This window comes from Rhodanobacter umsongensis (assembly GCF_042654965.1).
Lineage (GTDB): Bacteria > Pseudomonadota > Gammaproteobacteria > Xanthomonadales > Rhodanobacteraceae > Rhodanobacter > Rhodanobacter umsongensis.
Map to the genome: position 1 here is coordinate 607515 of NZ_JBHSMK010000009.1, position 22546 is coordinate 630060.

The 22546-nt window shown below is 64.7% G+C and carries 25 protein-coding genes; 7 read left to right on the top strand and 18 right to left on the bottom strand.

Features of this window, described 5'->3' with window-relative positions:
* Nucleotides 1-29: 29 nt before the first annotated feature.
* The 3 genes from ACFPME_RS15440 to efp form a co-directional block, all read right to left on the bottom strand.
* Nucleotides 30-284: a YciI family protein gene (locus ACFPME_RS15440; RefSeq protein WP_377306543.1), complete on the bottom strand. Its 255-nt coding sequence runs from the start codon at nt 282-284 to the stop codon at nt 30-32.
* Nucleotides 285-301: 17 nt separating this feature from the next.
* Nucleotides 302-1633 carry a TRZ/ATZ family hydrolase gene (locus ACFPME_RS15445; protein ID WP_377306544.1) on the bottom strand — a complete coding sequence of 444 codons (1332 nt, stop codon included), beginning with the start codon at nt 1631-1633 and terminating at the stop codon, nt 302-304.
* A gap of 280 nt (nt 1634-1913) precedes the next feature.
* On the bottom strand, nt 1914-2492 hold the full coding sequence (gene efp / locus ACFPME_RS15450) for an elongation factor P (protein ID WP_377306545.1): 579 nt from the start codon (nt 2490-2492) through the stop codon (nt 1914-1916).
* A gap of 88 nt (nt 2493-2580) precedes the next feature.
* On the opposite strand from efp, the gene epmB reads away from it, so the two are divergent.
* Together epmB and ACFPME_RS15460 are read left to right on the top strand one after the other, a co-directional pair.
* Nucleotides 2581-3591 carry an EF-P beta-lysylation protein EpmB gene (epmB, locus tag ACFPME_RS15455; protein WP_377306546.1) on the top strand — a complete coding sequence of 337 codons (1011 nt, stop codon included), beginning with the start codon at nt 2581-2583 and terminating at the stop codon, nt 3589-3591.
* A 132-nt stretch (nt 3592-3723) separates the two neighbouring features.
* Nucleotides 3724-5769 (top strand): EAL domain-containing response regulator, encoded by a 2046-nt coding sequence (locus ACFPME_RS15460; RefSeq protein ID WP_377306547.1) that lies wholly within the window; start codon nt 3724-3726, stop codon nt 5767-5769.
* A gap of 97 nt (nt 5770-5866) precedes the next feature.
* Here the strand turns inward: ACFPME_RS15460 and rplS are convergent, their stop codons facing one another.
* From rplS to ACFPME_RS15500, 8 genes are all read right to left on the bottom strand, one after another.
* A complete protein-coding gene (gene rplS, locus ACFPME_RS15465) occupies nt 5867-6271 on the bottom strand; it encodes a 50S ribosomal protein L19 (RefSeq protein WP_377306548.1) in 405 nt (134 codons plus the stop codon).
* 44 nt (nt 6272-6315) lie between these two features.
* On the bottom strand, nt 6316-7089 hold the full coding sequence (trmD, locus tag ACFPME_RS15470) for a tRNA (guanosine(37)-N1)-methyltransferase TrmD (protein ID WP_377306549.1): 774 nt from the start codon (nt 7087-7089) through the stop codon (nt 6316-6318).
* Nucleotides 7090-7123: 34 nt separating this feature from the next.
* The gene (gene rimM / locus ACFPME_RS15475; RefSeq protein WP_377306550.1) at nt 7124-7639 is read right to left on the bottom strand and encodes a ribosome maturation factor RimM; all 516 of its coding nucleotides are present in this window, start codon (nt 7637-7639) and stop codon (nt 7124-7126) included.
* Nucleotides 7640-7641: 2 nt separating this feature from the next.
* A complete protein-coding gene (rpsP, locus tag ACFPME_RS15480) occupies nt 7642-7899 on the bottom strand; it encodes a 30S ribosomal protein S16 (RefSeq protein WP_113724110.1) in 258 nt (85 codons plus the stop codon).
* 142 nt (nt 7900-8041) lie between these two features.
* Nucleotides 8042-9421 carry a signal recognition particle protein gene (gene ffh / locus ACFPME_RS15485; RefSeq protein WP_377306551.1) on the bottom strand — a complete coding sequence of 460 codons (1380 nt, stop codon included), beginning with the start codon at nt 9419-9421 and terminating at the stop codon, nt 8042-8044.
* Nucleotides 9422-9490: 69 nt separating this feature from the next.
* Nucleotides 9491-10807, bottom strand: coding sequence for an alpha/beta fold hydrolase (locus ACFPME_RS15490; RefSeq protein WP_377306552.1), 1317 nt, complete (start codon nt 10805-10807; stop codon nt 9491-9493).
* 45 nt (nt 10808-10852) lie between these two features.
* Nucleotides 10853-11497: an SdpI family protein gene (locus ACFPME_RS15495; protein ID WP_377306553.1), complete on the bottom strand. Its 645-nt coding sequence runs from the start codon at nt 11495-11497 to the stop codon at nt 10853-10855.
* Complete coding sequence (locus ACFPME_RS15500; protein WP_377306554.1) at nt 11494-11790, bottom strand: autorepressor SdpR family transcription factor; 297 nt, start codon at nt 11788-11790, stop codon at nt 11494-11496. Before ACFPME_RS15500 ends, ACFPME_RS15495 begins: the two co-directional genes overlap by 4 nt.
* A gap of 111 nt (nt 11791-11901) precedes the next feature.
* Between ACFPME_RS15500 and ACFPME_RS15505 the strand changes: the two genes are divergently transcribed.
* Entirely contained in the window at nt 11902-12702 is an 801-nt protein-coding gene (locus tag ACFPME_RS15505) for a cytochrome C assembly family protein (RefSeq protein ID WP_377306555.1), read from the top strand.
* A 6-nt stretch (nt 12703-12708) separates the two neighbouring features.
* Here ACFPME_RS15505 and radA read toward each other — a convergent pair whose 3' ends face one another.
* The 7 genes from radA to ACFPME_RS15540 form a co-directional block, all read right to left on the bottom strand.
* Nucleotides 12709-14094, bottom strand: a complete 1386-nt coding sequence (gene radA / locus ACFPME_RS15510) for a DNA repair protein RadA (protein ID WP_377306556.1) — start codon at nt 14092-14094, stop codon at nt 12709-12711.
* A gap of 85 nt (nt 14095-14179) precedes the next feature.
* Nucleotides 14180-15268 (bottom strand): alanine racemase, encoded by a 1089-nt coding sequence (gene alr, locus ACFPME_RS15515; RefSeq protein ID WP_377306557.1) that lies wholly within the window; start codon nt 15266-15268, stop codon nt 14180-14182.
* 193 nt (nt 15269-15461) lie between these two features.
* Nucleotides 15462-16856, bottom strand: a complete 1395-nt coding sequence (locus tag ACFPME_RS15520; RefSeq protein ID WP_140650073.1) for a replicative DNA helicase — start codon at nt 16854-16856, stop codon at nt 15462-15464.
* A 308-nt stretch (nt 16857-17164) separates the two neighbouring features.
* Nucleotides 17165-17614, bottom strand: a complete 450-nt coding sequence (rplI, locus tag ACFPME_RS15525; RefSeq protein ID WP_377306558.1) for a 50S ribosomal protein L9 — start codon at nt 17612-17614, stop codon at nt 17165-17167.
* Between the two features lie 135 nt (nt 17615-17749).
* Entirely contained in the window at nt 17750-17980 is a 231-nt protein-coding gene (gene rpsR, locus ACFPME_RS15530) for a 30S ribosomal protein S18 (protein WP_007081973.1), read from the bottom strand.
* A 14-nt stretch (nt 17981-17994) separates the two neighbouring features.
* Nucleotides 17995-18432: a 30S ribosomal protein S6 gene (gene rpsF, locus ACFPME_RS15535; RefSeq protein ID WP_377306559.1), complete on the bottom strand. Its 438-nt coding sequence runs from the start codon at nt 18430-18432 to the stop codon at nt 17995-17997.
* A gap of 171 nt (nt 18433-18603) precedes the next feature.
* Nucleotides 18604-18930 carry a HesB/IscA family protein gene (locus ACFPME_RS15540; RefSeq protein WP_377306561.1) on the bottom strand — a complete coding sequence of 109 codons (327 nt, stop codon included), beginning with the start codon at nt 18928-18930 and terminating at the stop codon, nt 18604-18606.
* A gap of 148 nt (nt 18931-19078) precedes the next feature.
* Here ACFPME_RS15540 and asnS point away from each other — a divergent pair, with 148 nt between their 5' ends.
* The 4 genes from asnS to ACFPME_RS15560 are packed head-to-tail and all read left to right on the top strand — an operon-like array spanning nt 19079 to nt 22471.
* Nucleotides 19079-20494, top strand: a complete 1416-nt coding sequence (gene asnS / locus ACFPME_RS15545) for an asparagine--tRNA ligase (RefSeq protein WP_377306562.1) — start codon at nt 19079-19081, stop codon at nt 20492-20494.
* Between the two features lie 14 nt (nt 20495-20508).
* The gene (locus tag ACFPME_RS15550; RefSeq protein ID WP_377306563.1) at nt 20509-21354 is read left to right on the top strand and encodes a MalM family protein; all 846 of its coding nucleotides are present in this window, start codon (nt 20509-20511) and stop codon (nt 21352-21354) included.
* A complete protein-coding gene (locus ACFPME_RS15555; RefSeq protein WP_377306564.1) occupies nt 21351-21665 on the top strand; it encodes a hypothetical protein in 315 nt (104 codons plus the stop codon). Before ACFPME_RS15550 ends, ACFPME_RS15555 begins: the two co-directional genes overlap by 4 nt.
* A gap of 14 nt (nt 21666-21679) precedes the next feature.
* On the top strand, nt 21680-22471 hold the full coding sequence (locus ACFPME_RS15560; RefSeq protein WP_377306565.1) for an SDR family oxidoreductase: 792 nt from the start codon (nt 21680-21682) through the stop codon (nt 22469-22471).
* Nucleotides 22472-22546 lie beyond the last annotated feature (75 nt).

Here is a 22546-nt window from a genome sequence, read left to right on the forward strand (position 1 = left end):
GTGGAATCCTCAATGGTCACCGGGGAAGTCTAGTGCGCCTGCCATTCGTGCACCGTGATATCCCAGCCGCCGCTGATGTGTGCCGGGTCGCGGTGCACGAGGGTGTTTGCCTCGGCCAGATCGACCGCCCGCAGCAGGTACGCACCGCCGGATGCGTCGCTGAACCCGCCGGAAAGCTCAATGCGCCCCTCCTCGCGCAATTCGTCCAGGAATGCCAGGTGCAACGGCACCACCGCCGGATCGAGGCCGGGGCGGCGGATCATCAGGACGAGATAACGGTTCATGGCGCTCTCCGCTCGGTTCAGGCCGTGGCAATGCGTTCGCGCCAGGACCGCGTCTTTTCGAGAATCGCCGCCGTATCGACGCCGACCAGTTCGCGTGCGGCCAGCTTGCGCTGGCCGGCAATCCACACATCGCTGACCTGATGTCGGCCGGTGGCGTAGACCAGTTGCGAGATGACGTGGAACATCGGCTGCGTTTCGAGATCGCTGAGCCGTACCGCAGCGAAGTCGGCCTGCTTGCCGACCTCGATCGAGCCGATCCTGGCGTCCAGCCCGATCGCCCTGGCACCGTTGAGCGTGGCCGCACGCAACGCGAATGCCGCATCGAACGCTGCCGCGTCACCGGCGACCGCCTTGGCGAGCAGCGCGGCGGTGCGCATCTCGCCGAACATGTCCAGGTCGTTGTTCGACGCACAGCCATCCGTGCCCAACGCTACGTTGACCCCGGCCAGCCGCAGCTTTTCCACCGGGCAGAAGCCGGAGGCCAGCTTGAGGTTGGACTCCGGGCAATGCACCACCGAGACGCCTGCGGCGGCGCACGCGGCGATCTCGCCGTCGGTCAGCTGGGTCATGTGCACGGCGATCAGGCGGTCGTTGACCAGGCCCAGTTTCTGCAGGCGCTGGAAGGGTCGCAAGCCGCTCTTGGCCTTCTCGTCCTCGACCTCGTGCGCAGTCTCGTGTGTGTGCAGGTGGACGGGGATGTCGAGTTGGTCGGACAGCATGCGGATGCGCTCGAAGCTCTCGTCGGACACCGTATACGGCGCGTGCGGCGCGAATGCGGTACTGACCAGATTGCTGCCGAGAAAGCTGTCGTGCACTTCGCCGGCGCGCTCGAAATACTCGTCCTGCGTCTTCGCCCACGCGGTCGGGAACTCGATCACCGGCAGGCCGACCACCGCGCGAAAACCCATGCGCCGGTAGGTCGCGCCAATCACGTCGGGGAAAAAATAGTTCTCGTTGGCACAGGTGGTGCCGCCCCGCAGCATCTCGGCCACGGCGAGCTCCACGCCATCGCGCACGAACTCAGGCCCCATCACTTTCGCTTCGGCCGGCCAGATGTGTTGCTGCAGCCACACCATCAGCGGCAGGTCGTCGGCGAGGCCGCGCAGCAGGGTCATCGGGTTGTGCGTGTGGCTGTTGATCAGGCCGGGGATCAGCGCGTGCTCCGGCAATTCGACGCGTTCACGCGGCGCGTAGGCAGCACGGGCAGCGGCAATCGCCAGCAATGCGACGATGCGGTCGCCCTGCACCACCACCGCGTGATTCTCCAGCACCACCGCGTGCGGCTCGACCGGCACGACCCAGCGTGCTTCGATCACCAGGTCGACGGGCTGTGGGGCGGTCTGGCTCATCGCTCACTCATTCGGCAAAGGATGGATACGACCTGGGGCGGCACACCTTGCGGCGCCCCGCCCCAGTATCGTCGTGTCTCGGCATCGTCATTCCGGCGAAGACCGGATTCCAGCGCCTTTCCGTTGCAACACTGCGAAAGGCATCTGTGCGCTGCGCACAAGCACTCCACTGGATGACTCACTCCGCTCGCCCTTGGCGTTCTTCGCGCTGCGCGCTCGTCCGGCTTTGGCCGGGGTGACACATCGGAGCCAAGGCCGCGAGCGAGCGGGCCGAGTTACGTCACTTGACGCGGCTGTCGTACTCGCCTGTGCGGGTGTCGACCTTGATGATTTCGTCCTGATTGACGAACAGCGGCACGCGAACCACGGCACCCGTCTCCAGGGTAGCCGGTTTGCCGCCACCGCCCGAAGTGTCGCCGCGCACGCCCGGATCGGTCTCGACTATCTTCAGTTCGACGAACTTCGGTGCCTGCACGGCGATGATGCTGCCGTTGAACACGGTGACTACGCACTCTTCCTCGCCCTTCAGCCATTTCCACGCATCGCCCATGGCGGCAAGGGTCGCCGGTATGATCTCGAAGGTCTCCATGTTCATGAAGTGCCACACGCGATCCTTGCCGATGCCGTCGATAAACGAGAGCTGCATGTCGGTATCTGTGGCATCGGCTTCCTCGAAGGAGTCGCTGGATTTCAGCGTCTGCTCGGTAGTGCGGCCGTCCTTGAGGTTGCGGATGCGGATACGGGTGAACGCCTGCCCCTTGCCCGGCTTGACGAAGTCCGCTTCGGTGATGAGCCACGGGTCGCCGTTGTGAATGATCTTCTTGCCCGTCTTGACGTCATTGAGGCCGAGGGTCGCCATGCGCTATCTGCTCCAGAGTCGATTTCGCCCGAGGGGCGGCTAAAATGAATATTTGTCACGGGCTTCAGCGCCCGCTCCAAGGCCCAGCATGATAACCGCAAGCCCCCATCCCCGCCTATCGCCGCCTGCGCCCGGCTGGCGCGAGCTGTGGCGGGATGCCATCACCGACGTCGGCGAACTGCTGCAGACGCTCGGCCTGGGTGACCGCACCGACCTGCTGCCGCCCGACGATGCGGGCTTCGCCCTGCGGGTTCCCCGCGGGTTTGTCGCGCGGATGCGCCACAACGACCCGGCCGATCCGCTGCTGCTGCAGGTGCTTCCGCAACGCGCCGAGCACGATCGGGTCGAAGGATTCACGACGGATGCCGTGGGCGACATGGCGTCCCGGGCCGGGCACGGCATCCTGCACAAGTACGAGGGTCGCGCGCTGCTGATCGCCAGCGGCAGTTGTGCCGTGAACTGCCGCTACTGCTTCCGCCGGCACTTTCCCTACGCCGAGGAGATCGCTGCCGCATCGCAGTGGCGTGAAGCGCTGGCGCTGGTGCGGGCCGATCCGTCGATCCGTGAGCTGATCCTTTCCGGAGGGGATCCGCTCGCGCTGGCCACGCACAAGCTGGAAGAGCTGACCCGGGGCCTGAGCGACCTGCCTCACGTCATTCGTCTGCGCATCCACACTCGCCTGCCGGTGGTGCTGCCTGAGCGGATCGACGACACCTTCATCGACTGGCTGGCCGCCTTGCCGCTGCAAAAAGTGGTGGTGCTGCACGCGAACCACGCCAACGAGTTCGATGCGCATGTCGATGCCGCCTGCGCCCGGTTGCGTGCCGCCGGCGCCACCCTGCTCAACCAATCGGTACTGCTTCGCGGCGTGAACGACGGTGCCGATGCGCTGGCTGCGCTGTCCGAACGCATGTTCGCCAGCGGCGTGCTGCCTTATTACCTGCACCAGCTCGATCGCGTGCAGGGCGCCGCGCATTTCGAGGTCGACGACGGCCGCGCACTAGCCTTGGTGGACGAGCTTCGCGCACGACTGCCGGGCTATCTGGTGCCCAGGCTGGTCCGCGAAGTGGGTGGCGACGCCTCCAAGCGGGCGCTGTGAGCAGGCGGCAGTCACTGTTGTGCGGTTTTCCGCTGGCGGCTGATGACGGAATCCGTTACAAACATCCATGACGGACGAGCCTGCAAACCGACTCGCACGGCCCATGGCGATCAACGGACAGCCCAGCGCCCCATGAAAAAAGATTACGTCATCAAGATCCTCTTCATCGAGAACTCGCTCGAGGAAGCGGAGCAGATCATCAGTTTGTTGCGCAATACCGGTATTGCCGTGCGACCGGCACGCGCCACCAATGTCGAACAATTGCAGACGGCCGTGAACGAGCTGGAGCCGGACGTGGTGATGTTCGATCCAGCGGTTGCCGGAATCACGCTGCCCGAAGCCGTGAAGGTACTCGATGCCTACGGCCGCGACTATTCCCTGCTTGGGTTGGTCAACAGTTTCGAGAACCAGGTCATTGCCGATCTCTTCGTACATGGCGCGCGCGGGGTGGCATCACGCAACCAGCCAAAGCAGTTGATCGCGGTGTTGCAGCGGGAGTTCGATGCACTGCAGACCCGCCGCCAGGTGCGCCGGTTGGAAACCTCGTTGCGGGAGTCGGAGCGACGCTGCGATGCGCTGCTCGATTCGTCCACCGACGCGATCGCCTATGTCCACGAAGGCATGCACGTGCGCGCCAACCAGGCCTATCTGGAAACCTTCGGCTACGACAGTTTCGACGATCTGCTGGGGCTGCCGGTGCTGGACATGATCGACGCGGCCCACGCCGACGAGTTCAAGGCCCTGCTGCGCGGCCATGCACGCCAGGAGAAGATGCCATCGCATCTTGCCCTGCACGCGCGGCGCGCCGATGGCAGCCATTTCGACGCCACGGTGGAGTTCGCCCCGGCCACGTTCGAGGGCGAGCCTTGTCTGCAGATTGTGTTCCGCCGGCAACTGGTCGATCCGACGGTACTCGCACAGCTTCAACGCGACCCGGTTACCGGGCTGTTCAATCGCGCGCGCATGCTCGAATGCGTCGACGATGCCGTGACGGCGGCCGCCAAGGGCAAGAAGGGCCAGTCGCTGTTGCTGGTCGAGCCGGACAACTGGGCTTCGCTGGTGGGGGGAATCGGCCTGGGCAAGGCCGATGAACTGCTGGCCGGCTTCGCCGATCGCATCCGCATGCTGCTGGGTGCCGACGATGTCGCCGGCATGCTCGCCGAGCACACGCTGGGCGTGATACTCGATTCGCGCACGGACGAGGAGATCAAAGGCTGGATCGCCAAACTCCAGCACAGCGTCAGCGCCGAGATCTTCGATGCCGGCACCCGCTCGATCACCATCACCGCCAGCATCGGCGGCAGCCTGCTGGGCGAGAAGAATGCCAATACCGAGCTGCTGCTCAACCAGGCCAGCCTGGCGTTGCGCACGGCGCAGAGCCTGGGCGGCAGCCAGGTCGAACTGCATGACCCGGCGGCGCGCGAGAAAGCCGACGAGGAACGCGATCGCTACTGGCTCGAACTGCTGCAGCAGGCGCTGGCGTCAAACGGTCTGATGCTCTATCACCAGCAGACCATCAGCCTGCAGGATGCAGAGGGCGACTACTCGGAGATCCTGCTGCGCATGAGCGGTCCCCAAGGCGAGGTATTGCCCGGGTTCTTCATGCCGATAGCCGAGAAGCACAACCTCACCTGCGCGATCGACCGCTGGGTGCTGGACCGGGCCATCAGCTCGCTGCAGTCGCGCGAAGCACAGGGCCAGCAGACCATTTTCTTCATCAAGCTCACCGCCGCTTCACTGCAGGACGACAGCTTGCTGCCATGGCTGGCCGAGCGACTGGGCCGGGCGGCGCTGAAGCGTGGCCATCTCGTGCTGGAAATGACCGAAAGCAAAGTGATGACGCTGCTGCGGCCGGCGCAGGAGTTCGTCAAGGGATGGAAGAAACTCGGCGGCCGTTTCGCACTGGAGCAATTCGGCTCGGGTCTGAATTCATTCCAGTTGCTCAACCATATCGACGCGGATTACCTCAAGATCGACCGCAGCTACATGGCCGAGCTTCCGCAACACCCGGACAGCCAGCGCAAGATCACCGAGATCTGCCAGCAGGCCCGCGAACTGAAACGCCAGACCATCGCCGAATGGGTGGAGGACGCGACCAGCACGTCATTGCTGTTCGCCTGCGGCGTGGACTTCGTGCAGGGCAACTTCCTGCAGCAGCCCCAGCGACTGGATGAATGAGCCCCCGGTGCACCGCTGCGCTGCACCGGAGTCGCTTCACGCAAAAAAACCCGCGGATCGCTCCGCGGGTTTTCTTGTGCAGCACTGACGGCGCAGATTACTCGGCGGCAGCGGCGGCGGCAGCCGCCTTGGCATTGACCTTGGCGGCGGCAGCAGCGGCGATGTCTTCCTTGATGCGGGCGGCCTTGCCTTCCAGGCCACGCAGGTAATACAGCTTGGCGCCGCGAACCTTGCCCTTGCGCTTCACGGTGAGCGAGTCGATGGCCGGGCTATGCGCCTGGAACACACGCTCCACGCCGGTGCCATGGGATATCTTGCGCACGGTGAAGGCCGAGTGCAGTCCACGGCTGCGCTTGGCGATGACGATGCCCTCGAACGCCTGCACGCGCTCACGGTTGCCTTCCTTCACCTTGACGTTGACCACCACGGTGTCGCCGGGGCCGAAGTCCGGCAGCTGGCGGGTGATCTGCTCGGATTCGAACTGTTCAATGATCTTGTTCATGGCGCACCTGTCGGTTCACTTTAGCGGTATCAATGCTGCGGTCATCACTCGACCGCATCGTCTTGCCGTGAATGTTCCTGACGAACATGTTCACGGCGGAATTCTTCAAGCAGCGCACGGGATTCCGCATCCAGCCAGCACTGCGACAACAAGTCCGGGCGGCGCAACCAGGTTCGTCCCAGCGATTGCTTGAGGCGCCAGCGGGCAATCGCCGCATGGTCACCGGACAGCAACACCTCCGGCACATCACCCAGTGCATGATGCACCGGTTTTCCATAATGCGGACAATCCAGCAGGCCATCCGAGAATGAATCCTGCTCGGCCGACTGCGCGTCGTTCAACGCACCGTCCTGCAAGCGCCCCACTGCATCGATGATCACCGCAGCGGCCAGCTCGCCTCCGGACAGCACATAGTCGCCGATGGATAGCTCCTCGTCGACCTCGTGCGCCAGCAGACGCTCGTCCACACCTTCGTAACGTCCACAAAGCAGGCCGATGCGCGGCAACTTCGCCAGCGCTTCCACCCTGCCCTGCGTCAGCCGCGTTCCCTGCGGACTGAGATAAATCAGATGCACCGCTTCCGGTGCCGCCGCGCGCATGGCCGCCAGGGTCGTGCGCAACGGCTCGATCATCATCACCATGCCGGGACCGCCGCCGTACGAGCTGCTGTCCACACTACGATGCCTGTCGATGGCGTAGTCGCGCGGGTTCCAGGCTTCCACCTGCAGCAACTCGCGTTGCTGCGCGCGTCCCACCACACCGACAGCGGCACACTGGCGCACGAAGTCGGGAAACAGGCTGACGACATCGATGCGCATGATCCTTGCCCTTATGTCCCGCAACCCGGCGACGTCAGAATTCAGGATCCCAGTCCACCACCATGCGCCCCGCGGACAAATCCACTGAACGCACATACGAACCCTGGATGAAGGGGATCAACCGCTCGCGAGCGCCATCCCTCACTACCACGACATCGTTGGCACCGGTGGCGAACAGGTGACTGACCCGCCCCAGCTTCACGTCTTCCGTGGTGACGACCTCAAGTCCTTCGAGATCGACCCAGTAATACTCATCCTTCGCGGTAGGCGGCAACTGGTCACGGGTGACATAGATGTCATGGCCGATCAGCGCTGCTGCCTGTTCCCGGTCGTCCACACCGGGCAGTTGGGCCACGATGCCCTTGCCCTGCGTGCGACCCTTCGCTCCCGCAATCTGCGTCTCCACACCCGGCGCTGCGGTGAGCAGCCACGGCTGGTAGTCGAAGATCCGCATGCGCGGCTCAGCCCAGGATTCGATCTTGAGCCAGCCTTGCACACCGTACAGCCCGACGATGCGTCCGATCAGGACGCGCCGACTGGCTGCAGCCATACTCAGGCAGCGGCCTGCTGCTTGCCCGCTTCCTTGACCAGGGCGGCGACCTTGTCGGTCAACTGCGCACCCTTGCCTACCCATTCCTTGACACGCTCGACGTTCAGCTCAAGGCGCTTGTCCTTGCCCGACGCGACCGGGTTGTAATAGCCGATGTTCTCGATGTTGCGGCCGTCGCGCTTGCTGCGCTGGTCGGTCACGACGACGTGGTAGAACGGACGGCCCTTGGCGCCACCGCGCGAAAGACGAATCTTGACCATGGTAAAACTCCAGAATTGCCGGACGGGCGGCAGGCACACGAGAGACGTGCGCGGTAAACGGGGCATTTTAGCGGGTTTTCGGGAAAAGGGAAGACTTTGAAATCTTTGAACGGAGCAACGGCCACCCGCTCCCGATACGTAATCAACGCACAGGAGGCAACCCACCCATGCCGCCCATGCCTTTCATGGCGCCGCGCATCTGCCGCATAAGGCCCTTGGTTCCACCCTTTGACAGCTTGGACATCATCTTTTCCATCTGCATGTACTGCTTCAGCAGCCGGTTGACGTCGGCCGGCTGGGTGCCCGAGCCGCGCGCCACGCGGGCGCGGCGCGAGCCGTTCAGCAGGTCCGGGTGGCGGCGTTCCTTCTTGGTCATCGAACAGATGATCGCGATCATCCGGTTCATTTCGCCATCGTTGACCTTGGACTTGACGCTGTCCGGCAGGCTGGACATGCCCGGCAATTTGTCCATCAGGCCGGCGAGGCCGCCCATGTTGCCCATCTGCTCCAGCTGGTCCTTCATGTCGTTCAGGTCGAAGCGCTTGCCCTTCATCACCTTCTGGGCCAGCTTCTGCGCCTTGTCCTGGTCGACCTTGCGCTCCACCTCCTCGACCAGCGACAGCACGTCGCCCATGCCGAGGATGCGCTGGGCCAGGCGATCCGGGTGGAACGGTTCCAGCGCATCGCTCTTTTCGCCGGCGCCGAGGAACTTGATCGGCTTGCCGGTGACGTAGCGCACCGACAGCGCCGCGCCGCCGCGGGCGTCGCCATCGGTCTTGGTCAGGATCACGCCGGTCAGCGGCAGCGCCTCGTTGAACGCCTTGGCCGTGTTGGCGGCGTCCTGGCCGGTCATCGAGTCGACCACGAACAGGGTTTCGACCGGCGTGATCGCGGCGTGCAACGCCTTGATCTCGGCCATCATCGCCTCGTCCACGTGCAGCCGGCCGGCGGTGTCGACGATCAGCACGTCGATCACCTCGCGTCGCGCGGCGGCGATGGCGTCCTTCGCGATCTGCACCGGGTTCTGGCCCGCCTCCGACGGGAAAAACTTAACCCCGACCTGTTCGGCCAGCGTACGCAACTGTTCGATCGCCGCCGGACGATAGACGTCGCAGCTGACGACCATTACCTTTTTCTTCTTGCGCTCGGTCAACAAGCGCGCCAGCTTGGCAACCGTCGTGGTCTTGCCGGCACCCTGCAGGCCTGCCATCAGCACCACGGCCGGGGGTTGCTGGGCCAGGTTCAGTTCGCTGTTGGCGGTACCCATCACCACGGTCAACTCGTCGCTGACCACCTTCACCAGCGCCTGTCCGGGCGACAGACTCTTGATCACGTCCTGGCCGACTGCGCGAACCTTGATTCGCTGGATCAGCGCCTGCACCACCGGCAACGCCACGTCCGCTTCCAGCAGTGCGATGCGCACTTCACGCAGGGCCTCGCGGATGTTTTCCTCGGTCAGCCGCCCGCGGCCGCGCAGGCGGTTGACGGTGGTGGAAAGGCGTTGGCTGAGCGACTCGAACATGGGATCGGCACTGGGCTGGAAACCGCTGATTATAGCGGACGCAGCGCCTGCTCAATGCTGGATCGATGGCTACGCCTTGATCCAGCTGGCGATGTCGCCGATGACATGCGGGTCGACGCGACTCGGTTTCGAGTAGTCGTCGCCGGTCTGGTTGGCTGGCATGAACAGGTGGCTCAAGCCCGGATAAAGGTGAAAGGTCGCATTGGACCTGCCGGCCATACCCTGCTTCCACTGTGCGAAATCCAGCGTCGGCGAGACCTGGAAATCGGCATCGCCTTGCAGGAACAGCATCGGCACGGACAGCGACTTAGCCACGGCCATCTGGTGATAGTCGTGCAGGCTCAGCCAATAGCTCTGGGGTTGTCGCATGAACGTGCCTTGCGGGGGCAGACCCGGTCCGACCTGCGCCAGCAATCGCTGCTCGTTGCGGATGGCTTCGATATCCCGCAGGGCCGACTTGTCGGGACCTTGCGGATTCTGGTCGTGTATTTGCTGCGCCAGCACGCTCAGCAATGTACGCGTCGGCGCAGCCATCAGGATCAAACCAGCCAGCTGGGGGGCGCGCTTGCCGATGCGCGGCGCCATCATCGCGCCCAGGCTATGACCAAGCACAAACACGCGCCGCGGATCGACTACCTTCTGTGCAGCCAGCAGACGGACAGCCGCTACCGCATCATCCGTCACTTCCGCATCGATGACAGGACCGTCCTTGCCACCCCAGCCCCGCGGGTAGTCGAAAGGACGCTTGTCGTAGCGCAGCGAGGCAATACCGGCACGCGCCAGACCCTCTGCAATATCGCGGAACGGCTTGTTGGGGCCGATGCTCTCGTCCATGTCATGCGCTCCGGAACCGGCCACCAGCACAACCGCCGGGAACGGCCCTCGTCCAACCGGCATGGTGAGGGCCCCTTGCAGCGGGCCAACCGGCGTCGGCACATCCAGCGGTGACACCCGCACGCCGTCGGCCTCGACCTGTGCCTTCACCGGTTCGACCGACGTGACCATCGCGGCAGGCAGAAAACGGAAGTGAGCAATGGAGCCCTGTGCATCGCAGCTAGTTACCAGGTCCAACGGCATCTTGGCGAAAGTGATCGGCGTGACCACCGCCGGTTCGCCCTGGAGCAACTGGCGCGCGGATGCAGCGTGACCGCCATAAGCGCCGGCGCTCGCCTGTACTTGCGTCCATGCCTGCTTCAGCCTGGCGGCATCGAGTTGCTTGCCGATCGCAGCATTGAAATGCGCGCGCGCATCGGCAAAGTCGCCTCTAGTGAGCGCCTCCAGCGATGCCGCCGAGTTCTCCACACAGGCGTCACCCGCATGCGCGGGCGGCGCAGCGAGAAGCAGGGCCGCCGACAGCGCAGCCAGCGTGCGCGATAGCAGTTTCATCAGGTATCTCCTTGCAGGGTGTCCAGGATGAGATTGGAGGAATGGTCAGTGGCGCCCTTCGATGGCGCGGTATGCGAAGAACGAGTACACATACGGGATCAGCAGCATGGCCACGATCGCCACCAGCCCCCAGCCCGGCATGGCGTGAGCTAGCGTGGCGATCACCATCGCCATGCCAGCCAGCACGAATACCCAGCCGGCCAGACGATGCGTGCGTTCCCACACCGCGTCGCTGGCCAGCGTCCACGGGGTGCGGATGCCGATGAAGAAGTTTTTGCGCAACTTGCCCATGTAGTTGCCCAACACCATCAACAGCACGCCGACGGCAAGTGGCACGATGGTCGACAAAGGCAACGCGAACCCGGCCCCGACCAGCAGTGCGGTCATTCCGATCACCAGCATCACGCCTTGGATCACCAGCATCAGCGCACCGTAAATGCCGGCGAAGGGCTCGATCTCGAACCGGCGCGGCGAAATCGCCGGCAGCACCACTGTCAGCACGGCCAGACCGGAAATCAGCAGAGGCCACATGGCCGCGCCCCAAAACCTGGGTGCATAGCCGTTCGCCAGCCCATTCATGTCCCAGTGGATCGGTACCTGCGCCGGCAACCGGGGGTACAGCCAGACCGTCGTGCCAACGGCGATGGCCATGAAGAGGACCGAGACGATCAAGGTGCGCACGGATTTCATTTCTTGCCTCCAGCGTTCCCTTTCGACGGGAACAGGTCCATCAGCATCCGCGCCAGGTCTTCAAACACGGTGCTGTTGAGCGAATACACGATGTACTGGCCGCGCCGCTCCGTACGCACCAGATCGGCCTGCTTGAGCACGTTGAAGTGATGCGACAGCGACGCCGGCGTAATGTCGAACGCCTCACCGATCTCGCCGGCGCTAAGCGCGCCGCTTTGCAGGCGCTTGAGAATCGCCCGACGGGTCGGATCGGCCATGGCTTTGAAGACTTCCTGCTGCTTCATCGATTGCATCGCTCGTTCGTCGTGTTTATATATTTAGACAAATATCTAAATATTGCAAGTGCTCGATGGCCGCCGGTGCGCATTCACGCCACGATCGGCCCTGTGCGACACTTGCGCGTCATGTCACTTACCCTGCCTTCCATCCTTGCCATCGCGCTGTACATCGGCGCCGCCAGCCTGTTGGCAGCACCGTTGACCGGTTGCCCGCGCACGCCTCGACGCCTGGGCCTGGGCACCGCGACCCTGGCCGTGCTGCTGCATGCCGGCGTCCTGTTGGGTGCGCATGGCGGCAGGGTCGATCTGCATTTCTTTGCGGCGTTGTCGCTGGTAGCCTGCGTGGTCGCGGCGCTGACCTTGTTGGTCAACCTGTCGCGGCCGGTTGCCGGACTTGGCGTGATCGTGTTTCCGCTGGCGGCGCTGCTGCTGGCGCTGGATGTCTTTCTCGCACCGGCGACCACGCCGGTGCCGATCGATTGGCAGATCAAGCTGCACGTGGTGATCGCCCTGCTCGCCTACAGCCTGTTGTCGATCGCCGCGGTGCTGGCCATCCTGCTGTCCGTGCAGGAACGTGCCCTGCGCACGCATCGGCCCGGGCGGCTGATCCGTGCTCTGCCGCCGCTTACCCAGACCGAGTCCCTGCTCTTCAGCCTGATCGGTGTCGGTTTCGCCCTGCTTACCCTGACCCTGCTCAGCGGCCTGTTGTTCATCGCCAACATCCGCGCGCAGCATCTGGTGCATACCACCGTGCTGACCATTGTTGCCTGGCTGATTTTCGGCGCCCTGCTTTGGGGCCGCTGGCGCCACGGCTGGCGTGGACGCAGCGCGGTCAACCTCACCCTGCTGGGCATGGCGATGCTGGTACTGGCGTTCTTCGGTTCGAAATTCGTGCTCGAAGTGATCCTGCATCGCTCGATGGCCTGAAGCCGTTCAGCGGCAGGCGTCGATCGCCTCGCTCAAGCGCTCCACCCCGACCACCTCCATCTCGCCGACCCTGCCCTTCTTCGGTGCATTCGCCTTCGGCACGATCGCGCGGCGGAAGCCGTGGTGGGCCGCCTCCTTCAGACGCTCCTCGCCATTCGGCACCGGGCGGATCTCGCCCGACAGGCCCACCTCGCCATACACGATGGCCTGTTCGGGCAACGGCCGATCGCGCAGGCTCGACAACACCGCCAGCACCACCGGCAGGTCGGCCGCCGTTTCCTGCACGCGGATGCCGCCGACGACGTTGACGAACACGTCCTGGTCGTAGGCCGCCACGCCACCGTGCCGATGCAGCACCGCCAGCAACATGGCCAGGCGGTTCTGATCCAGCCCCAGCGCGAAGCGGCGCGGATTGCCCAGGGAAGATTGATCGACCAGCGCCTGCACCTCGACCAGCAGCGGCCGGCTGCCCTCGCGCGTCACCATCACCGCGCTGCCCGAGGTCGGCCCCGCATGCGAGGACAGGAAGATCGCCGACGGATTCGGCACCTCGCGCAGGCCCTTGTCCGACATCGCGAACACGCCCAGCTCGTTGACCGCACCGAAGCGGTTCTTGAACGCGCGCAGGATGCGAAAGCGCGAGCCCGATTCGCCCTCGAAATAGAGCACTGCATCGACCATGTGCTCGAGCACGCGCGGGCCGGCGATACCGCCCTCCTTGGTGACGTGACCGACCAGAAACACGGAAGTGCCGGTCTCCTTGGCGAAGCGGGTCAGCTTGGCCGCGGACTCGCGCACCTGCGACACCGAGCCGGGCGCGGCGGTGAGCAGCTCGGTCCAGATGGTCTGGATCGAATCGATCACCAGCACGCGCGGGCGGGTCGTCATGGCCTGTTCGAGAATCCGCTCGATGCAGGTCTCGGCCAGCGCCTGCAGCGGTTCCAGCGGCAGGCCCAGGCGCTGCGCGCGGGAAGCCACCTGCGACAGCGATTCCTCGCCGGTGACATACACGCTGGGCAGGTGCGCACCCAGTGTGCCGAGCATCTGCAGCAACAGGGTCGATTTGCCGATGCCGGGATCGCCACCGATCAACACCACCGAGCCCTGCACCAGGCCGCCGCCCAACACCCGGTCCAGCTCCCCGATGCCGGTCAGTGTGCGCGCCTCGGTGGTCAGCGCCACCTCGGTCAGCGGCGTGATCCGCGCCGATCCCGCGGCGTTGCCGGCATAGCTGGAACGCTGCGCGCCGACCGACGACACGGCTGCCGATGCCGGCGTCAGCACGATCGCGCTGAGCGTGTTCCACACCCCACATTCCACACATTGACCCTGCCACTTGTTGTGCTCGGCACCGCACTCGGTGCAGACGTAGGCAGTCTTGGCCTTGGCCATGCGGTTTTCCTGTCGATGCTGATGATAGCGGTGAGCTTAGCCTGCGACTGGCGCAAACCGCGAGACGCGTTGGCGCAGGGTCTCGTCAGCTTTCGTCTTCCACAAACAGCACCCTCCGGGTCATGCCGCAGGTGAGGTCGTAGGAGATCGTGCCGGACTGTGCGGCAATGTGTTCGACCGGCAGTTCCGGCCCCCACAGCAATACGCGATCGCCGATTTTCGCGGCCGGCGCGTCGCGCAGGTCGAGCGTGATCAGATCCATCGAGACGCGACCGATCAGCGGCACGCGCTGCTCGCCCACCAGCACCGGCGTGCCGGCGATGGCGCTGCGCGGATAACCGTCGCCGTAGCCGACGGCGGCCACGCCGACCGGCATGTCCTCGGGGCAGATCCAGGTGCCGTTGTAGCCGACCCGCTCGCCGCGCTTGATCGGGTTGATCGCGATCAGGCGCGTTGTCAGCGTCATTGCCGGACGGAAGCCGAAGTCGGCGCCGCTTTTGCCGTCGACCACCGACAAGCCGTACAGCAGTCCGCCGGTACGCACCCAGTCGCCACGCGCGTCGGGCCAGCCGAGTACGGCCGCGGAGTTGGACAGCGATCGCGGGCCGCCGAACATCCGTGTTGCTTCGGCGAAGCGGGCAATCTGCGCCGGCGTCTGCCCGCCATCGAACACCTCGGAATCGGAGAAGTGCGTGAGCAAGCCGATATCCGGATCCACGCCCGGCGTGGCCGCAAGTTGCGCATGCACCGCTGCCACCCGCTCTGGGGCGAAACCGAGCCTGTGCATGCCGCTGTCGATCTTCAGCCAGGTGCGCAGACGTCCGCGCGCCGGGTCGGCTTGCGCCAGCCATTGCAGTTGCACGTCGTGATGGATCGCCGCGTCCAGCTGCAGCCGCTGCATCTCGGCGATGTCGCGGGCCGTATCCGGGCCGGACAGCACCACGATGCGCTGGCGATGCCCCGCTGCGCGCAGGCGCAGGCCGTCACCGAGCGCAGCCACCGCGAACGCTTCTGCCTCGCCATCGAGTGCGCGGGCGACCCGTTCCAGCCCATGGCCATAGGCGTCGGCCTTGACCACCGCCATCACTTGCGCAGGCGCGGCCAGCATCTTCAGCCGCGCCAGATTGTGGCGCAAGGCGCCGAGATGGATGGTGGCTACGGTAGCGCGACTCATGACGGCCGGACGTCCCGCATGGGGCATCGGCAACCGCGGAACACGCGGGCGCCGGATGTTGCTGGAGGCTGAGGCAGGAGCGCTCCCCTCCCCCCGGACCGCTCCTTCGAGCTGCGCGCATGGGAGCGGGTGCAGAGACGCGTCGCCTTGCAGGAGTTCCGAATCGGCATTCCCGACCCCCGTTTCCCGGCTCTCAATCGAAACTTCCCACGAACGAGTCCGGCGCGTAGTTCTCGAACTTGGTGTAATGACCGAGGAAGGTCAGTTTGCAGGTGTCCGTGGGGCCGTTGCGCTGCTTGCCGATGATGATCTCGGCCATGCCCTTGTCGGGCGATTCCTTGTTGTAGTACTCGTCACGATAGATGAACATGATCACGTCTGCGTCCTGCTCGATCGCGCCGGATTCGCGCAGGTCGGACATCATCGGGCGCTTGTCGGCGCGCTGTTCCAGCGAACGGTTCAACTGCGACAGGGCAATCACCGGCACGTTCAACTCCTTGGCGAGGCCCTTGAGTGAACGCGAGATTTCTGAAATTTCGGTGGCGCGATTCTCCTTGTTGCCGGGCACCTGCATCAGCTGCAGGTAATCGATCACGATCAAACCCAGCCCGCCATGCTCGCGATGCAGGCGGCGCGAGCGCGAGCGCAACTCCACCGGCGACAGGCTGGGCGTGTCGTCGATGAAGATCTTGGCATCGGACAGGATCGAGATCGCGTTGGAGACGCGCGGCCAGTCTTCCTCCTGCAGATCGCCATTGCGCAGGTGCTGCTGATGGATGCGGCCGACCGAGGAGATCAGGCGGAACGCCAGCTGCGAGGCCGACATTTCCATCGAGAACACCACCACCGCCTTCTTGCTGCGCAGCGCGGCGGTCTCGGCGATGTTCAGCGCAAACGCGGTCTTGCCCATCGACGGGCGCGCCGCCACGATGATCAGGTCGGACGGCTGCAGACCCGAGGTGAGATTGTCCAGGTCATTGAAGCCCGTGGTGATGCCGGTCAGCTGGCCGCGATTCTCGTAGCGCTCGGTGAGCAGGCGGAAGGCATCCTTCACCGCCTCGCGCATCGAAACGGAGTCCTTCTTGCCGCGCGCGCCGGATTCGGCAATGTGGAACACGCGCTGCTCGGCGCTTTCCAGCACCTCCTGCACGCTCTTGCCTTCGGGCCGATAGCCGTCCTCGGTGATCGAGGTGCCGGCGTCGATCAGCTGCCGCATTACCGACTTCTCGCGCACGATATCGCCATACGCCGCGATGTTCGCCGCGCTCGGCGTGCTGTTGGCCAGCTCGATCAGGTAGCTGGCGCCGCCGACCATCTCGGCCAGACCGTTGCTGTCGAACCAGTCGCCCAGGGTCACCGCATCGCACGGCATGCCCTTGTTCGCCAGTTCGTTGATCGCCCGCCAGATCAGCCGATGGTCCTTGCGGTAGAAATCCTGCTCGGCCAGCCTGTCGGCCACCTTGTCCAGCGCATCCGGCGCCAGCATCAGGCCACCCAGCACCGCCTGTTCGGCGTCGATGGAATGCGGCGGCACGCGCAGCGCCTCGATGGCGGGAGACGAAGGTTTGCGTTCGGGCACGAAGGACATCGACTTACCTCAGGAGAATTGCCCCCACGACCGACCCGCTTGGCGCCGACATCGTGCGGGTGGTCATACCGACACCCATCATGCGCGGCGCCGTCTCACCCGTCGAGACAACAAGTCTGTGGATAAGCTGGGGATGACGGGGGATAAGAGCGGACAGCGGCGTCGCGGGAGCCCTCTGCTTCCGTCCTCTCCCAGCCGCGCGCCGGGCTCGATCCGGAGCGCACGGCAGCGTGCTCGATGGAAACGAGCCGCTTCCACAAAAAACGGGCACCTTGCGGCGCCCGTTCCTGGTATCACATGCAATCGGCTTACTTGTCGCCGACCACGATCACCTTGACCGTGGTCTGCACGTCGGCATGCAGGCTCACCACCACGTCGTACTCGCCGGTGTTGCGAAGCGGGCCTTCGCCCAGGATCACTTCACCCTTGTTGACGGCATGGCCGGCGGCAGCCAGCGCTTCGGCGATGTCGCGCGGACCGACCGAACCGAACAGCTTGCCCTCCGCACTGGCATGCGCGGAGATGGTCACCGAAGCATCGGCCAGCTTGGCCTTGCGCGCCTCCGCGTCAGCCAGCGCCGTGCTGGCCTTGGCTTCGTACTCGGTGCGACGCTGCTCGAACGCCGCCAGGTTGGCGGCATTGACGCGAACGGCCTTGCCCTGCGGCAGGAGAAAGTTGCGGCCATAACCCGGCTTGACGACGACCTTGTCGCCGAGCGTGCCGAGGCCACGGACTTTTTGCAGAAGAATGAGTTCCATGATGCTTTCCTGTTCGTTAGCACCGGTGTGGCCCGGCGCAGCCAGAGGACGGTTGTCCGAAGGGTGTTCTGAAGTCGCGTCCGGCCGTAGCCGGGCGAAACCGCCACCACAGCACGAGGCTGTGGCAGCCCGCGATCAGACGTCGTGGTTGTCGGTGTACGGCAGCAGCGAGAGGAAGCGGGCGCGCTTGATCGCGGTGGCCAGCTGACGCTGATAGCGCGCCTTGGTGCCGGTGATGCGGCTCGGCACGATCTTGCCGTTCTCGGTGACGTACTGGCGCAGGGTGTTGAGATCCTTGTAATCGATCTCCTTCACGTCTTCGGCAGTGAAGCGGCAGAACTTGCGGCGGCGGAAAAACTTGGACATGGTCTGGGTTCCTATCAGTCGTCGCTGTCGCGATCGTTGTCATCGCGGTCACGCCCACGCGGGCGGCCCTCGCCTTCGCCATCGCTGTCGTCATCGCGGCGACGGGTGGACTTGGCGTCGTCTTTTTCCTTCGACTTCAGGATGAAGGACGGTTCGGTATCGGCTTCGTCACGACGAATCACCAGGTGGCGCAGCACCGCGTCGTTGAAACGGAAACCCGACTCCAGCTCGTTCAGCGCGTTCTGGCTGACTTCGATGTTGAGCAGCACGTAATGTGCCTTGGCCAGGTTCACGATCGGGTAGGCCAGCTGACGACGGCCCCAGTCTTCCAGGCGATGGATCTTGCCGCCGTCGGTTTCGATCAGCGCCTTGTAGCGCTCGAGCATGGCCGGAACCTGCTCGCTCTGGTCGGGATGGACCATGAACACAACTTCGTAATGACGCAGGGTCATTGGGGTTTGACTCCTTGTGGATGCGGCCTTGCGGCCTTGCAGCCTCCCGCCGATGCGGTGAGGCAAGTGTCCTGCCGACACCTGAACGCGTGCAGACAGAAGCGGGATTGTACGATGCCGCCCCAGAGTCACGCAAGTCGTTGAAATACATGACCGGCGATGCAACACGACTCAGCTGACGGTGAAACTCTCCCCACAACCGCATTCGCCCGTGGCGTTGGGGTTGTGAAACACGAAGCTGGCGTTGAGGCCTTGCCGCTGGAAGTCGATCACCGTGCCCTCGACCATCGCCAGGCTTTTGTCGTTGACGATCAACGGCAGGCCGTCCACTTCCACCAGTTGATCGCCTTCGTCGATCGACTCGGCCAGATCCACGACATATGCAAAGCCGGAGCAGCCGGTGCGCTTGACCCCGAAACGCACACCTGCGGCGGCCGGCGTGCCTGCCAGGAAATGGCTCATGCGTTCATGGGCGGCGGGAGTGATGGTGATGCTCATGACGATGGATTCAACCTGATTCGAGTCGCCCGGAAAGTCGCGGCGCGGGCAACGGCTACATTATCATGCCGGTTTGGGCCTGCGCGCCGCGGTGCGCACGCCGTTCATTCTTGCGCCGACATGCGGTGCATCAGCAGGAGTTTCAACGATGGCCGTGGTCAGCCCGACGTTAGTGAGCGTAAAACAGGCTCTGTCCGGCAAGGAGGAGCCCGGCAGCACGGTGACGGTGCGTGGATGGGTACGCACGCGCCGCGATTCCAAGGCCGGTCTGTCTTTCGTCAACGTCACTGACGGTTCCTGTTTCGACCCGATCCAGGCGGTGGTACCAGCCACGCTGGCCAATTACGAGAGCGAGGTGAGGCACCTCACCGCCGGTGCCGGCGTGATCGTCAGCGGCACCCTCGTGCCATCGCAGGGCAAGGGCCAGCGTTTCGAGCTGCAGGCGAGCGAGCTGATCGTCACCGGCCTGGTCGACGATCCGGAAACTTACCCGATCCAGCCCAAACAGCACTCGATGGAGTTCCTGCGCGAGGTCGCCCACCTGCGCCCGCGCACCAACCTGTTCGGCGCAATCACCCGTGTGCGCCACACGATGATGACGGCGATCCATCGCCACCTCACCGAGCAGGGCTTTTTCTGGATCAACACGCCGATCATCACCACCTCCGACGCCGAGGGCGCCGGCGACATGTTCCGGCTGTCCACGCTGGACCTCGCCAACCTGCCGCGCACACCGGACGGGAAGATCGACTTCCGCAAGGATTTTTTCGGCCGCGAGGCATTTCTCACCGTGTCCGGCCAGCTCAACGTCGAGGCGTACTGCCTGGCGATGAGCAAGGTGTATACCTTCGGCCCCACCTTCCGCGCCGAGAACTCCAACACTCCGCGCCACCTGGCGGAGTTCTGGATGGTAGAGCCCGAGATCGCATTCGCCGATCTCGCCGCCAACGCCGACTGCGCCGAGGGTTTCCTCAAGGCGATCTTCAAGGCCGTGCTGGACGAGCGCCCGGACGACATGGCGTTTTTCGCCGAGCGCGTGCAGCCGGACGCGATCAGCCGGATGGAAGCGTTCGTCGCGCAGCCGTTCGAACGCATCGACTACACCGACGCCATCGCGATCCTGCAGAAATCGGGACAGAAATTCGAGTATCCGGTGGCCTGGGGCATCGATCTGCAGACCGAGCACGAACGCTATCTGGCCGAGAAACACATTGGCCGTCCCGTGGTCGTCATGAACTATCCCGAGGCGATCAAGGCGTTCTACATGCGATTGAACGATGACGGGAGAACCGTCGCGGCAATGGACGTGCTGGCGCCGGGCATCGGCGAGATCATCGGTGGCAGCCAGCGCGAGGAGCGGCTGGATTATCTCGACCGGCGCATGGTCCAGTTCGGGCTCGATCCCGCCACCTACGGCTGGTATCGTGACCTGCGCCGCTACGGAACCGTGCCGCATGCCGGCTTCGGTCTCGGCTTCGAGCGCCTGCTGGTCTACATTTGCGGCCTGGCCAACATCCGTGATGCCATCCCCTACCCGCGCGCTGCGGGAACCGCAGAATTCTGAGTACCCTGCCTGCCATGCCGTATCGCTTCGCCGCCATCGCCGCTGCCCTGGCCCTCACCGCTCTGTTGGCGGGATGCCATAACGCCAAGGCGCTGATCCCGCCCAACCTGCGGCCGCCAGCGGAGAACGCGGCCGGCGCACTCAAGCAAGCTCGGCAGCAGTTGCTGCAGGCCACGCCGTGCTGCAGCAGCTTTGCCGATTTCTCCTATCGCTCCATGCTGCCGTGGCAACCGCAGAAGTTCACGCTGGGCAGCGGCAGCATGGTCGCCAACCTCAACGGCGTGCACAGCTATTTTCTTGCCTTTCGCCTGCCCGCCGACGTGAAGCTGCCGTACCAGGTCGCCCTGAAATCGGAATTGAATGGTCGCTGGCTGCACGCCAGCTATCTGTTCGCTCCCACCATCGTGCTGCTGGACGAAGGCTTTCAGCCGATCCATTCCGAGGACATCGGATTGTGCGAACACATGGGCTGGAGCGACGAAACCACCGGCGCGTTCGGCAGCCTCAAGGTGACCGATCCGAAGACTCGCTACCTGTTGGTCTACAGCTCCGCCGAACAGCAGTCCGGCAAGACCTACTGGGAACAATCGCCCGCGTCGATCTCCAACAGCAGCGCCGCGACCTTGCAGATGAACTCCGCCGGCAGCTTCAGCATTCCTCATGGCCCCGACGGTACGCTGTGGGTCGGCATGATGAACAAGACCTACAAGAAAACCATCGATAGCGCGATCTGCCAGAAGGCGTCCGAAGGCGATGGCCTGCTCAACACCTTGCGTGCCACCTTGCCGCTGCCCTGGAGCACCAGCAGTGGCGCCCAGGGTGATAGCGACCCGGCCGCCAGTCACACCCGATCGCCGTGATCGTCCTGTATCTCGCCTTGCTGGTGGGTGGCGTCGGCCTGTTCCTGATGTCCTACCTGGCCCAGTTCCGGCTGGCCGGGCTGCTGCGCAAGCGCTATCCCGAACATTGGCAGGTCATTGCCGAGCCTGACCACGGCAGAGCTTCGGCCTTCCGCACCTGGATCCGCATGCAGCACGTGCTGCGCTCGCCCGTGTTGCCCGCATTGGGCGATGCAACCATCAATGGCTGGCGCCAAGTCTGGCGTTACGGCCCATGGCTGGGCTGGCTGTGCTGGTTTGCGGCGCTCGCCATGCGCCTGTTGCTGCACTGACCCGAGGAAAGCCCATGCAACTGGATCTTAGCGGACGCCACGCGCTGGTCTGCGGCGCCTCGCAAGGCATCGGCCGCGCCAGCGCGATCGAACTGGCCGAACTCGGCGCCAGCGTCACCCTGCTGGCGCGCTCTGCCGATGTGCTGCAGACGGTCGCCGGGGGCCTGCCGCGCCCCTTCGCCGGGCAGCGCCACGACTGGCGCAGCGTCGACATGCTGGACACCAGCAGTGTCAGTGCTGCCGCCCTGGAGATCGCCGCCAGCGCGCCCGTGCATATCCTCATCAACAACACGGGCGGGCCGCCGGGCGGATCGGCGAACACGGCGGCCACGACTGCGTTCGAGAACGCGTTCCGGCAACATCTGCTCGGTGCCCATGCGCTGCTTCAGGCGTTGCTGCCCGGCATGCGCGCCAGCGGCTACGGCCGCATCGTCAACGTGATCTCCACGTCGGTGAAGGAACCGATCGCCGGACTGGGCGTTTCCAACACCGTGCGCGCTGCCGTCGCCGGCTGGGCCAAGACCCTGGCCGGCGAACTGGCTGCCGATGGCATCACGGTGAACAACGTGCTGCCCGGCTATACGCGCACCGGGCGCCTCGACAGCCTGCTCGCCGCAAAGGCGGCTGCCGCGCATCAAAGCGAGGACGAAGTCGCGCAGGATCTGATCTCCACGATCCCCGCCCGCCGTTTCGGCGAGGCCAGCGAAGTGGCCGCGGTGATCGCATTCCTGTGCACCCCCGCCGCCGCCTATGTCAACGGCGTCAGCATCGCGGTGGACGGCGGCCGTACGCGCGCGTTGAGTTGAGCGGATCGTCGCCGTGGAAGCGAGTTCAATCGCGGTGCGTTCCGGCCGCGCGGGGGGCATCGCGGCTGACGTTGC

Excerpts from the sequence above, each read along its gene's own strand:
- ACFPME_RS15440 (WP_377306543.1), bottom strand. The coding sequence starts at position 284 with ATGAACCGTTATCTCGTCCTGATGATCCGCCGCCCCGGCCTCGATCCG.
- ACFPME_RS15445 (WP_377306544.1), bottom strand. The coding sequence starts at position 1,633 with ATGAGCCAGACCGCCCCACAGCCCGTCGACCTGGTGATCGAAGCACGC.
- efp (WP_377306545.1), bottom strand. The coding sequence starts at position 2,492 with ATGGCGACCCTCGGCCTCAATGACGTCAAGACGGGCAAGAAGATCATT.
- epmB (WP_377306546.1), top strand. The coding sequence starts at position 2,581 with ATGATAACCGCAAGCCCCCATCCCCGCCTATCGCCGCCTGCGCCCGGC.
- ACFPME_RS15460 (WP_377306547.1), top strand. The coding sequence starts at position 3,724 with ATGAAAAAAGATTACGTCATCAAGATCCTCTTCATCGAGAACTCGCTC.
- rplS (WP_377306548.1), bottom strand. The coding sequence starts at position 6,271 with ATGAACAAGATCATTGAACAGTTCGAATCCGAGCAGATCACCCGCCAG.
- trmD (WP_377306549.1), bottom strand. The coding sequence starts at position 7,089 with ATGCGCATCGATGTCGTCAGCCTGTTTCCCGACTTCGTGCGCCAGTGT.
- rimM (WP_377306550.1), bottom strand. The coding sequence starts at position 7,639 with ATGGCTGCAGCCAGTCGGCGCGTCCTGATCGGACGCATCGTCGGGCTG.
- rpsP (WP_113724110.1), bottom strand. The coding sequence starts at position 7,899 with ATGGTCAAGATTCGTCTTTCGCGCGGTGGCGCCAAGGGCCGTCCGTTC.
- ffh (WP_377306551.1), bottom strand. The coding sequence starts at position 9,421 with ATGTTCGAGTCGCTCAGCCAACGCCTTTCCACCACCGTCAACCGCCTG.
- ACFPME_RS15490 (WP_377306552.1), bottom strand. The coding sequence starts at position 10,807 with ATGAAACTGCTATCGCGCACGCTGGCTGCGCTGTCGGCGGCCCTGCTT.
- ACFPME_RS15495 (WP_377306553.1), bottom strand. The coding sequence starts at position 11,497 with ATGAAATCCGTGCGCACCTTGATCGTCTCGGTCCTCTTCATGGCCATC.
- ACFPME_RS15500 (WP_377306554.1), bottom strand. The coding sequence starts at position 11,790 with ATGCAATCGATGAAGCAGCAGGAAGTCTTCAAAGCCATGGCCGATCCG.
- ACFPME_RS15505 (WP_377306555.1), top strand. The coding sequence starts at position 11,902 with ATGTCACTTACCCTGCCTTCCATCCTTGCCATCGCGCTGTACATCGGC.
- radA (WP_377306556.1), bottom strand. The coding sequence starts at position 14,094 with ATGGCCAAGGCCAAGACTGCCTACGTCTGCACCGAGTGCGGTGCCGAG.
- alr (WP_377306557.1), bottom strand. The coding sequence starts at position 15,268 with ATGAGTCGCGCTACCGTAGCCACCATCCATCTCGGCGCCTTGCGCCAC.
- ACFPME_RS15520 (WP_140650073.1), bottom strand. The coding sequence starts at position 16,856 with ATGTCCTTCGTGCCCGAACGCAAACCTTCGTCTCCCGCCATCGAGGCG.
- rplI (WP_377306558.1), bottom strand. The coding sequence starts at position 17,614 with ATGGAACTCATTCTTCTGCAAAAAGTCCGTGGCCTCGGCACGCTCGGC.
- rpsR (WP_007081973.1), bottom strand. The coding sequence starts at position 17,980 with ATGTCCAAGTTTTTCCGCCGCCGCAAGTTCTGCCGCTTCACTGCCGAA.
- rpsF (WP_377306559.1), bottom strand. The coding sequence starts at position 18,432 with ATGACCCTGCGTCATTACGAAGTTGTGTTCATGGTCCATCCCGACCAG.
- ACFPME_RS15540 (WP_377306561.1), bottom strand. The coding sequence starts at position 18,930 with ATGAGCATCACCATCACTCCCGCCGCCCATGAACGCATGAGCCATTTC.
- asnS (WP_377306562.1), top strand. The coding sequence starts at position 19,079 with ATGGCCGTGGTCAGCCCGACGTTAGTGAGCGTAAAACAGGCTCTGTCC.
- ACFPME_RS15550 (WP_377306563.1), top strand. The coding sequence starts at position 20,509 with ATGCCGTATCGCTTCGCCGCCATCGCCGCTGCCCTGGCCCTCACCGCT.
- ACFPME_RS15560 (WP_377306565.1), top strand. The coding sequence starts at position 21,680 with ATGCAACTGGATCTTAGCGGACGCCACGCGCTGGTCTGCGGCGCCTCG.